Genomic DNA, 13,142 nt, shown 5'->3' with positions numbered 1-13,142 from the left:
GCACTACCCGGCGGCACGGGCGAAACGGAGCGTGACGAGCTGAAAAGGGCGCAGCCGCACCCGAACTCCGCCGGACTCCGCGACCACCGGAACCTCACCGGACAGCGGCCGCTCCAGCAGATCGCACACCTGATGCCGCACGGTCTCGAAATCCGGAGTCACCAAGGCCGTCGCCCGGCCGCCGTGCGCCTCGTAGACGCGCAGCACGACATCGCCACTGCCGTCGTCGGCGAGTTTCACCGCGCTGGTCACCACCGCGTCGTTGTCCACGGTGAACAGGGGTGCGACCGGATCGGCGACGCCCGCGGTCGGACGGGCGAGGTTGATCCGATAGCCCGCAGCGACCGCGTCCCCGATCGAGGCGCCCGGCAGCAACGCGTGCCGGAAGTCGTGGGTGCCGTGATCGGTCTCGGGATCGGGGAAGCGCGGGGCGCGCAGCAGCGAAGCCCGCACCGTTGTCGTCGTGCCACCGTCCGGCCGGACGGTGCGGGTCACGTCGTGGCCGTAGGTGGCATCGTTGACCAGCCCGACACCCCAACCAGGCTCGGCGAAGTGGACGAAGCGATGATTGCAGGCCTCGAACTTCGCGTACTCCCAACTGGTATTCGTGTGCGTCGGCCGGTACAGATGCCCGAACTGGGTCTCCGATGCGTAGCGATCGGCGTGGATGTCCAGGGGGAAGGCGAGTTTGAGGAACTTCTCGGTCTCGTACCAGTCGACCCTGGTATCGATGTCGAGGCTGCGCGCGCCCGCACACAGCGTGAGCGTCTGCTCGATCTTGGACGAACCGAACGACCGGCCGACTCGCACCACGGCACCGGTCGGCGCATCAGTTTCCGCCACAACGAAGTCCGCCTCGGTGAGGTCAGTGACCCGGTTACGGTAGAACAGATCGACATCCCAGGCGTCCCATGAGTTGGGCAGATCGGGGTGCAGCTGCAGCAGATTCGCGGCCGCTCCGGGCGGCACTGTCTCGCGTTGGTTGGCGAGGTCGACCACGGACACCACGAGACCGCGTGCGTCGATCTCCACCCGCAGCAGACCGTTGTCGAGCACGAATCCGCCGTCGGCGCGCTCGTCCACCGCGCACGGCGGGCCCGACTGTTCGGGTCCGGCACCGCCCGCGGCCACCCCGCGCCAGGCATGCGGCGCCGGGTTGAACACATTCGGCCCCGGCTGTTCGCCGCCGAGCAGCCGGTGCGCCTTTTCGATGAGCGCGGTCAGCTCCTCGGTCACCGCCGCGTGCGTACGCTCGGCTTCCCGATGCACCCAGGCGATCGAGGAGCCCGGCAGAATGTCGTGGAATTGGTGCAGCAGCACCGTTTTCCAGAGCCGGTCGAGCGCGTCGTACGGGTACCGCGCGCCCTTGCGCACCGCGGCCGTCGCGGCCCACAGCTCGGCTTCGCGCAGCAGGTGCTCGTTGCGCCGATTACCCTGTTTGGTCTTGGCCTGGCTGGTCAGGGTGGCGCGGTGCAGTTCGAGGTACAGCTCCCCCACCCACACCGGCGGGTTCGCGTACTCCGCCTGCGCCCGCGCGAAGAAGTCGACGGGCTTGTCCCACACCACCTTCGGCGAGCCTTCGAGATCCTTCATCCGGGCGGCCTTGGCGATCATCTCCCGCGTGGTCCCGCCGCCGCCGTCACCCCAGCCGGTCGGCGCGAGCGACATCGACGCACGCCCCTTGTCTTTGAAATTTCTTGCGGCATGGGCGATCTCACGGCCCTGCATGGAGCAGTTGTAGGTGTCGACCGGCGGGAAGTGGGTGAAGACGCGGGTGCCGTCGATGCCCTCCCACAGGAAGGTGTGATGCGGGAACTTGTTGATCTGGCTCCAGGAGATCTTCTGCGTGAGCAGCCATTTGGAGCCCGCCGCCTTGATGATCTGGGGCAGCCCCGCGGCGAAGCCGAACGTGTCCGGCAACCACGCTTCTTCGTTCTCGATCCCGAACTCCTCGAGGAAGAACCGCTTGCCGTGCACGAATTGCCGTGCCATCGCCTCGGAGCCCGGCATGTTCGTGTCCGCCTCGACCCACATCCCGCCCGTCGGCACGAAACGCCCCTGCGCCACCGCCGCTTTCACCTTCGCGTAGACCTCGGGGCGATGCTGTTTGACGAAGTCGTACTGTGCCGCTTGCGACATCGCGTAGACGAACTCGGGATCATCGGCCAGCAGCGCGGTCATGTTCGCGGTGGTGCGGGCCACCTTGCGGACGGTCTCGCGCAGCGGCCAGAGCCAGGCCGAGTCGATGTGCGCGTGCCCGACCGCCGAAATCCGGTGTGCCGACGGTACCGCGGGCGCGGCCAGCGCGTCGGCCAGGCACGCGCGCGCCGCGGCGGCGGTGGCGGGCACGTCCTGCAGATCAATGGCGTCGAGCGCGCGCTCGATCGCCCGCACGATGTCGTAGCGGCGGGCGGGATCCTCCGGCATCTCGTGCATCAGTTCGCCGAGCACCTCGAGGTCCTGCACCAGGTGCCAGACCTCGTCGTGAAAGACCGCGAGATCCATTCGGCCGAGCCGGTATTGCGGCTCGGTGCCCGCGGTCGACTTGTCGCCGAGCGGCGTCGGCCCGAAGAACGGAATGATCGGGTTCGACGCCGCCTCGACATGCAGCAGCACGTGCTCGCCGCCCACCGCCGGAGACCCCACCCGCACCCATTGATTGCGCGGGTGCAGTCCCTTCACCGGTGATCCGTCCGGCAGATACACCAGCCCTTCACACTGGAAGCCGGGCATGTTCCGATCAAAGCCGAGGTCGATGATCGCCTCCACGGTCTTGCCCGCCCACGCGGCGGGTACCGTGCCCTCGACCGTGAGCCAGCTGGTGCCCCACGGGGCGCCCCAGGCCGCGCCCGCGGCGGTGGGGGTGCGCGGCGCGGCAAGGCCATCGGCGACCGGCACCGGTTCATCCGGTGCGCCCCAGATCGACACCTGCATCGGCACCGACGCGCCGTAGATCGCGGGTACGATCCGTTCGCCGAGAACTCGCCCGAGGCGATCTTCGATCAATCGACGGTCGTCGTGCATGGCGGTGGCTCCCATCGGATCAGGCGCTGATCATCGATCTGCCCCATTCTCCGTGACGGTGCCGTACCTGCCGTGGATTCCCGGGAAACGGCGGTTCGGCGGACCGGCCGAGCCGTTACGCCTGCCTTCGCCTGCGCGCTTTCAACCGGTGCCGGGCCAGGAAGCCGAACACCAGCATCATCACCGTGTCGCTCGCCGGGGTCTTGATGACCGAGCGGGTGTGCGGCGCGTAGCCCGCCTCGGTGCCATCGGACTCCAGCCAGCCGGTGTATTGCCCGACCTCGACGCCGACCAGCTTCGGGTGGTAGGAGTGGGCGAGCAGGCCTGCCCGCCGACCGCCCGGCGGCAGGCCGCGCGGGGTGAACAACCGGATACCGGCATCGCTCGATCCGATCACCTGCACCGGAAGCACCATCGGATAGCCGTCGTCGTCGCGATAGCCGAGGAGCCGATAAGGCAGTCGCGCAATCTGATTCGCGGACTTCGTCACGTCCCCCCTGGGCACGATGCCCTTCGCCGGACGGACCTGCGGGGGCACATGGTGGACCGGCAGTGGCGCGCCGTAGACCACCGGCGACTCGGCGGCGTGCAGATCGGGCCAGCACACGATGCGGGTCACGGTGACCTGCACGAGCACGCGATCGTCGTAATAGGCGCTGAGCCAGCGATCCCAGAAGACGCCCCGCCGTCGCTCACCCATGAACGGCGCGGACTTGGCGCCGATCTCGTCGAGCACGCCGCGGTCCGGCTCGGGATCGAAACGGGCCGTCCCCTGCACCAGCACGTAACGACGGTTCGCGGGATCGCCGAGACCGTGCGCGCGGCTGTGGTAGGCCAGGGCCACCTTCGGCTCGCGCGCGATCCGATCCAGCTTCCGGCCCATGCCGAGCGAGGTGGTGAATCCGATTGTCCCCGTTGCCCGATCGCGCAGACCGATGGGCGAGACCGCGGTCACCACCGCACCACCGGCCGGGGTGGAGTAGACGAGACCGCAGGTCAGATCGCCGGCCAGGATGTCATCGATCTCGTCCGGCCAGCTCACCACCCCTGCCGTGGCACGATCATTGCTGTCGAGAGCACGCAACATGGCGTAATCCCCCTGTTCGAACGGTAATTCGGCACTTCTCTCCAGTACCGGCGTGGCCGCGACCGAGGGGCCGCGGCCACGTGCGGCCGGTTGCTCAGCGGCCGGACTTCGGGTCGAGGACCGGGAAGTTGCTGCGGAACAAGCCGTGTGGGTCCACGCTGCGCTTGATACCGCGCAGCCGGGCCAGGGTGTCGGGTGTGAAGGCGTCGGCAGCGGACTGACCGGGGCCCAGCAGGGTCAGCGGTGTCCGGCGGCTGCGCGAGGCGCCCAGGGCGGTGAGATACTCCTCCATCCGAGTCGTGTTGGCGGCGGCCATGTCCGGCGTGACCTCGGGTGCGATCAGGCCGATGTAGTAGGGACTGGCGACCGCGCCCGCCGGGGTGTCCGACGGCCCGGCGAGGCGGCCACCGAGATGGCGGACCTGCACCGCGGCCACCGGCGCCATCGGCTTGTCCAGCAGACCTGCCACGTCGGCATCGGTGAGCCCATCGAGCAGTTCGATCCGCGAGCGGATCGGGCTCGGCTCGGCAGGTTCGCCGGTGATGGTGCCCAATTCGGCGATCGGCAACACGCGGCGGGTGTCGCGCATCTTGCCCTCGATGCCGTCGAACGGGCGCAGCAGTGCCTGACCGGCCGCCTCGTCGCCGAGATAGGTGACATCAATGCCGACCATCGGTGGGGCGCCGTCGAATTGCAGCAGACTCCACCAGATCGTCAGTTCCTCCGGCGCCGTCGCGGTCACCTCGCGGAAGGCGGCCATCACCTGCGGTGCCCGCTCGGCAGGCCAGACCACTTTGCCGCCGTACAGGCCGGGAATCGAGTGCAGCGTGAACTCGATGGTGGTGACCAGCGCGTAGTCGCCGCCACCACCGCGCAAGGCCCAGAACAGATCCGGCTCCGACGCGGCCGTGACCCGGCGGCCGCGACCGTCGGCATCGATGATCTCCAACGCCGTGACGCTGTCGGCGGCCCAGCCGAATTTGCGTGCGAACCAGCTCAATCCGCCGCCGAGGGTGTATCCGGTGATGCCGACGCCCGGTGCGCTGCCCGCAACGCCGGTCAGCCCGTGCGCGCTCGCGATCTCCTGCACCTGCCCCCAGGAAACGCCGGACCCCACCCGCGCGGTGCGGGCGACGGGATCGACCAGGATCTCGTCGAAGCGCTTGGTACGTACGAGGATCGTTCCGTTCACCGCGGGCGAGGGATTGTGCCCGTTCGGCTGAACCGCCAACGTGGCGCCCGCATCCTTGGCGTAGCGCACCAGCGCCGTGGCGTCCTCGGCATCGGCGAGTTCGACGACGGCGCGCACCGACTGGTCCACCGTCAGGTTCCACGGCTTGCGGGCCAGGTCGAAACCATCGTCACCGGGCAGCAGCACCCGCCCGCGCACCGCGGAGCGCAGCTTCGAATCGTCGGCCGCGGCCGCCTGCGTTCCAGACCCGTCGGTCGTGCACGCCGCCACCGCGAGCCCGCTGCCGACCACCAGCAAACGGCGGCGGCTCAGCTCGAACGACCCGCCCTTACCGTCCTGACCTGCGCTCATTCCATTCCTTCCGAGAGGTTCATTACGAAACGATACGCACTCGTTTCATAAATGGAGATGCGATACAGAACACGCTTGTTTCGTATCTCCTCGACCGCTACGCTGTCCGTGTGTCGACACCACAGAGCGGCGGGGCAAAGACGAAACCCGGTGGCAGGCCACGGGATCCGGACCGCGACCGCGCACTGCTGGCCGCCGTCAGCGAGATTCTGCCCGAGGTCGGCTACGACCGGCTGACCATGGACGCCGTCGCGGCCAGGGCGGGCGCGGGCCGAGCCACGGTGTATCGACGCTGGAAGGACAAGTCGGAACTGGTGCGCGACGCGATCCAGGCGCTGAGCTGGGACGAGCCGCTACCGGATACCGGCAGCCTGCGTTCGGACCTGATCGCCGTCGGCGCCATGTATCTGGACCCGAGCAGCCAACGGGATTCGATCCTGTCCGCGATCGCCTCGGCGATCAAACGCGATCAGCAATTGCGCGAAACCGTCGAGCGGGTCATCTCGCAGCCCCGCCGCGCGGCCTATGCCGCCATTGTGGACCGGGCGCGCGAACGCGGCGAAATCGCGCCGGGCGCCGACACCGAACTCATCGCCGACGTCGTGCCCGCGATGATCTTCTATCGCCTGCTCGACAAGGAAGAACCCATGGAGGGCGCGTATTTCGAGCGGGTGATCGACGCTTTGGTCATTCCGCTGCTCACGGGATATGCGGACACACGACCGCACGGCGCGACCGAGAAAACCGACAATTAGCTGTATCGGCTGGTGGGAGAAGCAAGGTGAGGTTTGTTGTATTCGGGGCCAGCGGGCCGACCGGATTACAGGTCATCCAGCAGGCAATCGACAAAGGTTATGCCGTCACCGCCGCGGTGCGCCGCCCCGGCGAATTCCCGCTCACCGCACCGAATTTGCGGGTGGTCCAGGTGGATGCGCTCGATGCCGAATCGGTGAAGCAGGCGATAGCGGGCCAGGATGCGGTGATCTCCATCCTCGGCGGGAAATACACGATGAAGCCGGTGACGATCTTCTCCGAAGGCCTGGGAAATATCTTGCCCGCCATGGCGACACACGGCGTCCGGCGGCTGGTGTGCGTCAGCTCGGTCTGCGTCGCGGGCAAGGCAGCGCCGGGCGAGACCTTCCTCTTCCGCACGGTCCTGCTGCCGATCCTGCTCACCCTGGGCCGCACGGCGTACTTCGACATGGGCCGCATGGAGGACATCGTCAAGAACAGCGGCCTGGACTGGACGATCGTGCGTGCCTCCGGACTGTTCGACACCGACCGGATCAGCGACTACACCATCGGTCCCTCGGGCATCCCCGGCCGCTACACCGCACGCGCCGACCTCGCGGACGCACTGCTGCGCGAGGTCATCGAGAACCGCAACGTCAACGCGTCGGTCGACGTGGTGACCACCGAGGGTGTCCCACGATTGACCGACGTCTTCAAGCGCGGACAGAAATAGCACGCGCCGATGGCAAGGGGAGCCGGCGCACCGTCAGCCCGTATCGACCATCGGGTGGTGCGTGGCGGGGTAGGCGTCACTGACGAGTTTGAAGCCGACACCGCGGACCGAGATGATCCACTCACTGGCGCCGAGCTTGGCGCGCAGGCTGCTGACGTGGGTATCGGCGGTGCGCCGCGACCAGTTGTGGCCCCACACCGCGCGCATGATCTCGGCCCGGGGCACCACCCGTCCGCTGTTCTCCGCCAGCAGTACCAGCAGGTCGAACTCCTTGCGGGTGAGCGCGATCCGGCGGCCGAACACGGTGACCTCGCGAGCCAGCGCGTCGATGCGCAGCGGCCCGTGCTCCAGCGCGGGCTCGGCCCGGCGGACCCGGGCCGACCTGCGCCACATCAGCGCTTCGACCCTGGCCGCGAGTTCACGGAAGTGATAGGGCTTGGCGATATAGTCGTCCGCCCCGGCCTGCAGCGCGAGCACGCAGTCCAGCTCGGACTTCCGTTCCGCGGTGACGATTATCGGTACGCCGCACTCAGCGACACTCCGGCATACATAAAGCCCATCCATATCGGGCAGTTCGAGACTCACGATAACCAGGTCGTACGCGGTGCACGCGTCCACGGCGGCGAGGCCGGAATCCGCCTCGGCAACCGCATAGCCATGCCTGATCATGTATTTCGCGAGTTCGGCCCGCGCCGCCGGGTTACCATCGACAATCAGGATTCGTTGTCCAACAGACCATCTCGTCATCGCGGCGGCACTTCGTTCACCCTGGTGAGTAATCGGGCCATGTGTCGACTTCCGCTGACCGGACTGCACGTCGAAATACCCCCCAAACTTTCCCGCATTGGAGCACGGCGACCGTTAAAACACGCCCTGAGCTGGGCGTCCGTCGGACCGGAGGTCGCCCTCCGACGGCAAACCCGACAGTACCACAGCGGCTTCATCAGATCGTGACCACGAAAGTGTGGGCACCACTATGTGATACGCGAATCGACAAGTTTAGTTCGTATTGTTCGAAGATTGGATCATTAGCTTGTCATCTACTATCCGCGGCCCGCGGGAATCGGGCGATGCAATCGACATATGTTGTGTCACATGACAATAAAGAGGCCTGGGATCATCCCATCTGATAGGATCTCCGGGCAGCATCGAGTGGAATGGAGGGCACATCCAAATCAGCACTGCGACAACATAATTCGACCGTCTTCAGTCTACCTCAGCCCAGCTGCCCAGCGTCGAGCAGCCCGGCTGTCGCGTATCACTTTCCGGTCACGGGGCACCACGTGTGCCACCCGGCAAGGAAAAGTCCGCGCGCCGAAGTAATTCCAGAAAGACCGGGCAGCCCAGCCCCGACGGCGCACCCGTCGGAGTAATGCGCTCACCCACCGCAATCCGCAGTACGAGCTGTGATCTATCGGGGGAATATGGAGCTACAAAATTTCGACGCCGACCGGTCGGCGAGCCACCACATCCTATTGGTGGAAAGCAATGAGGCAGAACGTCGGTCGCTGACCGAGCGCCTCGTCCGACACGGCTACTCGGTGACCGCGGTCGACACCGCGGGCAGTGCGCTGGAGTGTTACCACAATGCCGATCTGGTGTTGCTCGACGTCGATCTGTCCGACCTGGACGGCATCGAGGTCTGCCGCGCCATCCGCGACACCAGCGCGGTCCCGATCATCATTGTGACCGCGCGGGACTCGGTGCTGGATCGGGTGCTCGGATTACGTTCCGGCGCCGACGACTACATCACGAAGCCATACGGCGCCCGCGAATTGATCGCGCGGATCCAAGCCGTATTGCGCCGCTTCGTGCCCGAGGAATGTCTGGCGCCCACCCCGGTGCCCGCGACCTCGATCCGGCACGGTCCACTCTCGGTCGACGCCGACGCCAGAAGGGTCGAATTGGCCGGAGATCTCGTCAAGACGACGAGAAAGGAATTCGACCTGCTCTACCTGCTCGCCTCCAATCCGGGCAAGGTGATCGAGCGCAGCACGATCACCGAGGAGATCTGGGACGGCACGTTGTCGAGCCGGACGGTGGACACCCACATCAACAGCCTCCGCAAGAAGCTCGGTGCGAGCGAGTGGATCGTCACCGTGCGCGGTATCGGCTTCCGCTTCATCGGTCACCGATACGACGCACAGCACGCGTAGCACCGTTATGGGCGCGTCCACGCCGAGGTGAAGGTGAAGCGGCGCATCCGCCAGCCCGCCGCGGTACGCACCGCGGCGGCCGTGCCGAACCCGCCGAAGGACATCTGCCCGGTCGGGCCCACCGCCGCGCCGATGTGCACCGCGGTGAGATGTGCTGTCACGGTCGCGGTGTCGCCGTCGCGCAGCACCCGATGATTGCCGCCGAGATGGTGCGAGCGCGGGTACTTCGCGTAGGCCATGCGCTGGAACTCGCGCAGCTCGGCCATGCCGCGAAAGGTGCCGTGCGGGAACACGAGCTCGGCGTCTTCTGTGAACACGTCGCCGAGCCAGGCGTCGTTGTCCCGGTCGAAGTCGAGATGGTGCACGTAGCGATCGAAGAGCTCGACCAGCTCGGCGCGGTCGAGGACTGCCCGCAGGCGCTCTGAAACGTCAACCATAGTGTGCGAAATCCTGATTCAGCGAAACGGCCCCGGCATTGAGGCACGACAGCAACGTCCTGGCCTGCACGTTGAGATAGTGACCGTGGCCGGCCAGCCAGTTCAATTGCGCGGGGGTGGCCCAGCAGTAGTTGCGCGGCACCGCCAGCGGCAGATCGGCCTCGACGAACATGTAGCGGCTCTCCGCGTTGAGAAACCGCCCGCCCTCCTCCGAATGCACTACGTCATAACGGATCTGCTCCGGACTGGCGGCACGGATCACGTCCAGGAACGGCGGGTGCTGGTCCCAGTTCGCTGGCACGCACTGCACGGTCGGCGCCAGCTCGACGGTGTCGAGGAACCCGGCCTCCACTTTCGCCTGCACCAAAAGATGTGGCAGACCGTCGATCCGACGGAAGACGAAGGCGGCGATGCCCTGGCCGTGCGGCTCGAACAGCGGCTGGGTCCACGAGGTGACCTCCCTGCTGCCCGCCGCCACCTCGACCGCGATGAGCCGGAAGAACCTGTCGTCGGCACGACCGAGGTGGGACTCACCGCGGTGCCATCCCGCGACCTCGGCCAGCGGCATCAGCGAGATCTCCACGTCGTGCCTGGCGCGCTCGACGGTGAACCACGATTGCAGCTCGGCATCCGAACGCAGTGCGACAGCGCTGGTTCCGTGCATCGGAAAGGTCGCGATGACGGTGCGCGAGTCCATGTTCACCACGTTGTCCGCCCGCAGCAGCGCACCGATCTGGCCGAGGGTCAGCCAGCAGAAGTCCGGATGCACCGCGACCTCATCGGTGGTCTCCACCAGCATGTTCCGGTTCGACTTGCGATAGAACCAGGCACCGTGTTCGGACTGCAGTACGTCGGCGAGCACCCGGCCCGCGCCGAGATCGGCGAAGTAGGACAGGTATCGGACGGTGCTCCCCCGATGCACGCCGGTGTAGTTGCTGCGGGTGGCCTGCACCGTCGGCGAGAGCTGGAGCAGATTGCGGTTGCCCGGCTCCATCTTGGCCTGCATGAGAAAGTGCAGCACACCGTCGAATTCCTTGGCGAGGATGCCGAGTATCCCGACCTCGGGTTGCAGGATGATCGGCTGCTGCCACGCGCGCACCGCCCCCTCGTCCACCTGCACCGAGAGCCCCTCGACGCTGAAGAACTTTCCGGTGCGGTGGCGCATGTTCCCGGTGTCCGGCGCGAAGGACCAGGCATCCATCTCGAGAAACGGGATGCGCCGCACCTCGAATCGGTTAGCCGCCGCCCGCTGCGCGAGCCACCCCGGGAAGTCCGCGGTGCGCAGCCACGCACCGGCTTCGGTGGCCGCGGCCGAGAGCGCGAGCCGCTCCGACAGATCCTCGTCGGAGCGGGTCCGAACGGAGCGCACGCTCACAGCCCCGCCACGACGGTGCGCAACACCTCGATGACACGGTCCTGCTCGGCCTCGCCCAACGCCGGATACATCGGCAGCGAGAAGATCTCCTCCGCCAGCCGCTCGGTGACCGGCAACGACCCTGCACGCCAACCGAGATGCTCGAACCCGGTCATCGTGTGCACCGGCCACGGGTAGCTGATGTTGAGCAGAATGTCGTGCTCGCGCATCGCCTCGATGATCGCGTCGCGCTTCGGGTGCCGCACCACGTACACGTAATAGACATGGGTATTGCCGGGATTCGTCGCGGGCAGCAGCAACCCGTGCGAATCGGCCAGGTCGCCGAGGCCTTGCTCGTAGCGCCGCGCCACGGTATTGCGGCCCGCGATGTATTCGTCGAGCCGACCGAGCTTGCGGCGCAGGATCTCCGCCTGCACCTCGTCGAGCCGGGAATTGTGGCCCGGCGTGCGCATCACGTAGTAGACCTTGTCCATGCCGTAGTAGCGCAGCTGCCGCATATTTCGCTGCACGACCTCGTCGGCGGTGATCACCGCGCCGCCGTCCCCGTAGGCGCCGAGCACCTTGGTCGGATAGAAGGAGAATGCCGCGGCGTTCGACATGGTGCCCGCCAGGCGGTCCCCGTGGCGTGCGCCGTGTGCCTGAGCACAGTCCTCCAGGATCTGCAGACCGTGTTCGGCGGCCAGCCGCCGCAGCGGCGCCATGTCGACGCACTGACCGTAAAGATGCACGGGCACAATCGCTTTGGTACGCGGTGTGATCGCCGCTGCCACCTGATCGGTGTCCATGAGGAAGTCATCGGCGCGCACATCGACGAAAACCGGTGTCGCGCCCGCGCCGACGATCGCCACCACGGTGGGCGCCGCGGTGTTCGCGACGGTGATCACCTCGTCACCGGGACCGACGCCGAGCGCCTCGAGGCCGAGTTTCAGTGCGTTGGTGCCGTTGTCGACGCCGGTGCAGTGCGCGAGCCCGTGGTAGGCCGCGAATTCGCGCTCGAAGCCGCGCACGCTCTCGCCGAGAATAAGCTGCCCCGACCCGAACACGGTCTGCACCGCGTCGAGGATGTCGGTCCGTTCCTTCTCGTACTCGGGCAGGTAGTCCCATACACGGGTGGTCATGAATGCTCCCTTGGTGATTCGAATGATCGGAACGAACGTCGTCGGTCCGGGGCAGCTCACACGGCTGCCGCGATGTCCATGACGTATCGGCCGTAGGGTGATTTCGCGAGTTTGCGGCCGAGCCGGTGGCACGACTCCTGGTCGATGAAGCCCATGCGCAAGGCGATCTCCTCGATGCAGGCGATCCGTACGCCTTGGCGGCGCTCCATGATCTCCACGTACTGCCCCGCCTCCAGCAGGGCCTCGTGGGTGCCCGCGTCGAGCCAGACGAAGCCGCGGCCGAGCCGCACCAGCCGCGCCCGGTCCTGTGCCAGGAAGGTCCGGTTCACATCGGTGATCTCCAATTCGCCACGCGCGGAGGGCTGTAGCTCCTTGGCGATCGCGACGACGTCGTTGTGATAGAAGTACAGCCCGGTGACGGCGAGGTTCGACTGCGGCCTGGCGGGCTTCTCCACCAGATCGAGCAGGTTGCCCGCGGTATCCACCTCAGCGACCCCGTAGCGTTGCGGGTCGAGCACCGGATAGCCGAACAGGACGCATCCGTCGACCTCATGGCTGCTCTGCTGCAGGACCTCGACGAAGCCCGGCCCGTGAAAGATGTTGTCTCCCAGCACCAGGGCCACCGGCTCGTTGCCGATGTGCCGCTCGGAGACCAGGAACGCGTCGGCCAGCCCGCGCGGCTTGTCCTGCTCGGCGTAGGTCAGGCACAACCCGAGCGCCGATCCGTCACCGAGCAACCGCTGGAACCGCGGCAGATCGTCCGGCGTTGCGATGATCTCGATATCGGTGATACCGGCCAGCATCAGCACCGAGAGCGGGTAGTAGATCATCGGCTTGTCGTAGACCGGCAGCAGCTGCTTCGACACCGCCCGGGTGACCGGTTGCAAGCGGGTGCCGCTGCCGCCTGCGAGAATTATCCCCTTCACCGCCAACTCCT

General features: G+C 66.9%; 11 protein-coding genes. 3 read left to right on the top strand and 8 right to left on the bottom strand.

All coding sequences use genetic code 11. From position 1 onward, the window contains the following. Positions 1-3: 3 nt before the first annotated feature. The 3 genes from F5X71_RS07385 to F5X71_RS07375 form a co-directional block, all read right to left on the bottom strand. A complete protein-coding gene (locus F5X71_RS07385; RefSeq protein ID WP_167461262.1) occupies positions 4-3,024 on the bottom strand; it encodes an alpha-mannosidase in 3,021 nt (1,006 codons plus the stop codon). A gap of 115 nt (positions 3,025-3,139) precedes the next feature. After that, a complete protein-coding gene (locus F5X71_RS07380) occupies positions 3,140-4,111 on the bottom strand; it encodes a pyridoxamine 5'-phosphate oxidase family protein (RefSeq protein WP_167461261.1) in 972 nt (323 codons plus the stop codon). Positions 4,112-4,205: 94 nt separating this feature from the next. Further along, complete coding sequence (locus tag F5X71_RS07375) at positions 4,206-5,654, bottom strand: FAD-binding oxidoreductase (RefSeq protein WP_203218270.1); 1,449 nt, start codon at positions 5,652-5,654, stop codon at positions 4,206-4,208. 110 nt (positions 5,655-5,764) lie between these two features. Here F5X71_RS07375 and F5X71_RS07370 point away from each other — a divergent pair, with 110 nt between their 5' ends. Next, positions 5,765-6,409, top strand: coding sequence for a TetR-like C-terminal domain-containing protein (locus F5X71_RS07370; protein WP_167461260.1), 645 nt, complete (start codon positions 5,765-5,767; stop codon positions 6,407-6,409). 26 nt (positions 6,410-6,435) lie between these two features. Next, positions 6,436-7,119: an NAD(P)-dependent oxidoreductase gene (locus F5X71_RS07365; RefSeq protein WP_167461259.1), complete on the top strand. Its 684-nt coding sequence runs from the start codon at positions 6,436-6,438 to the stop codon at positions 7,117-7,119. Positions 7,120-7,152: 33 nt separating this feature from the next. Here the strand turns inward: F5X71_RS07365 and F5X71_RS07360 are convergent, their stop codons facing one another. Beyond that, positions 7,153-7,866, bottom strand: coding sequence for a response regulator transcription factor (locus F5X71_RS07360; RefSeq protein ID WP_167461258.1), 714 nt, complete (start codon positions 7,864-7,866; stop codon positions 7,153-7,155). Between the two features lie 677 nt (positions 7,867-8,543). On the opposite strand from F5X71_RS07360, the gene F5X71_RS07355 reads away from it, so the two are divergent. Continuing rightward, on the top strand, positions 8,544-9,275 hold the full coding sequence (locus F5X71_RS07355; RefSeq protein ID WP_167461257.1) for a response regulator transcription factor: 732 nt from the start codon (positions 8,544-8,546) through the stop codon (positions 9,273-9,275). A gap of 5 nt (positions 9,276-9,280) precedes the next feature. Here the strand turns inward: F5X71_RS07355 and F5X71_RS07350 are convergent, their stop codons facing one another. From F5X71_RS07350 to rfbA, 4 genes are read right to left on the bottom strand one after another with little or no spacing between them, the layout of a single operon-like run. Continuing rightward, complete coding sequence (locus F5X71_RS07350; RefSeq protein WP_167461256.1) at positions 9,281-9,712, bottom strand: nuclear transport factor 2 family protein; 432 nt, start codon at positions 9,710-9,712, stop codon at positions 9,281-9,283. Further along, positions 9,705-11,081 (bottom strand): NDP-hexose 2,3-dehydratase family protein, encoded by a 1,377-nt coding sequence (locus F5X71_RS07345; RefSeq protein ID WP_238815768.1) that lies wholly within the window; start codon positions 11,079-11,081, stop codon positions 9,705-9,707. Before F5X71_RS07345 ends, F5X71_RS07350 begins: the two co-directional genes overlap by 8 nt. Positions 11,082-11,083: 2 nt before the next feature. Continuing rightward, complete coding sequence (locus F5X71_RS07340; protein ID WP_167461254.1) at positions 11,084-12,205, bottom strand: DegT/DnrJ/EryC1/StrS family aminotransferase; 1,122 nt, start codon at positions 12,203-12,205, stop codon at positions 11,084-11,086. A gap of 56 nt (positions 12,206-12,261) precedes the next feature. Then, the gene (gene rfbA, locus F5X71_RS07335) at positions 12,262-13,131 is read right to left on the bottom strand and encodes a glucose-1-phosphate thymidylyltransferase RfbA (protein ID WP_167461253.1); all 870 of its coding nucleotides are present in this window, start codon (positions 13,129-13,131) and stop codon (positions 12,262-12,264) included. Positions 13,132-13,142 lie beyond the last annotated feature (11 nt).

The organism is Nocardia brasiliensis (genome assembly GCF_011801125.1).
In the GTDB taxonomy this organism is placed as follows: domain Bacteria; phylum Actinomycetota; class Actinomycetes; order Mycobacteriales; family Mycobacteriaceae; genus Nocardia; species Nocardia brasiliensis_C.
The sequence above is the reverse complement of the archived record's forward strand: the minus strand, read 5'-3'. Positions and strand labels throughout refer to the sequence as shown.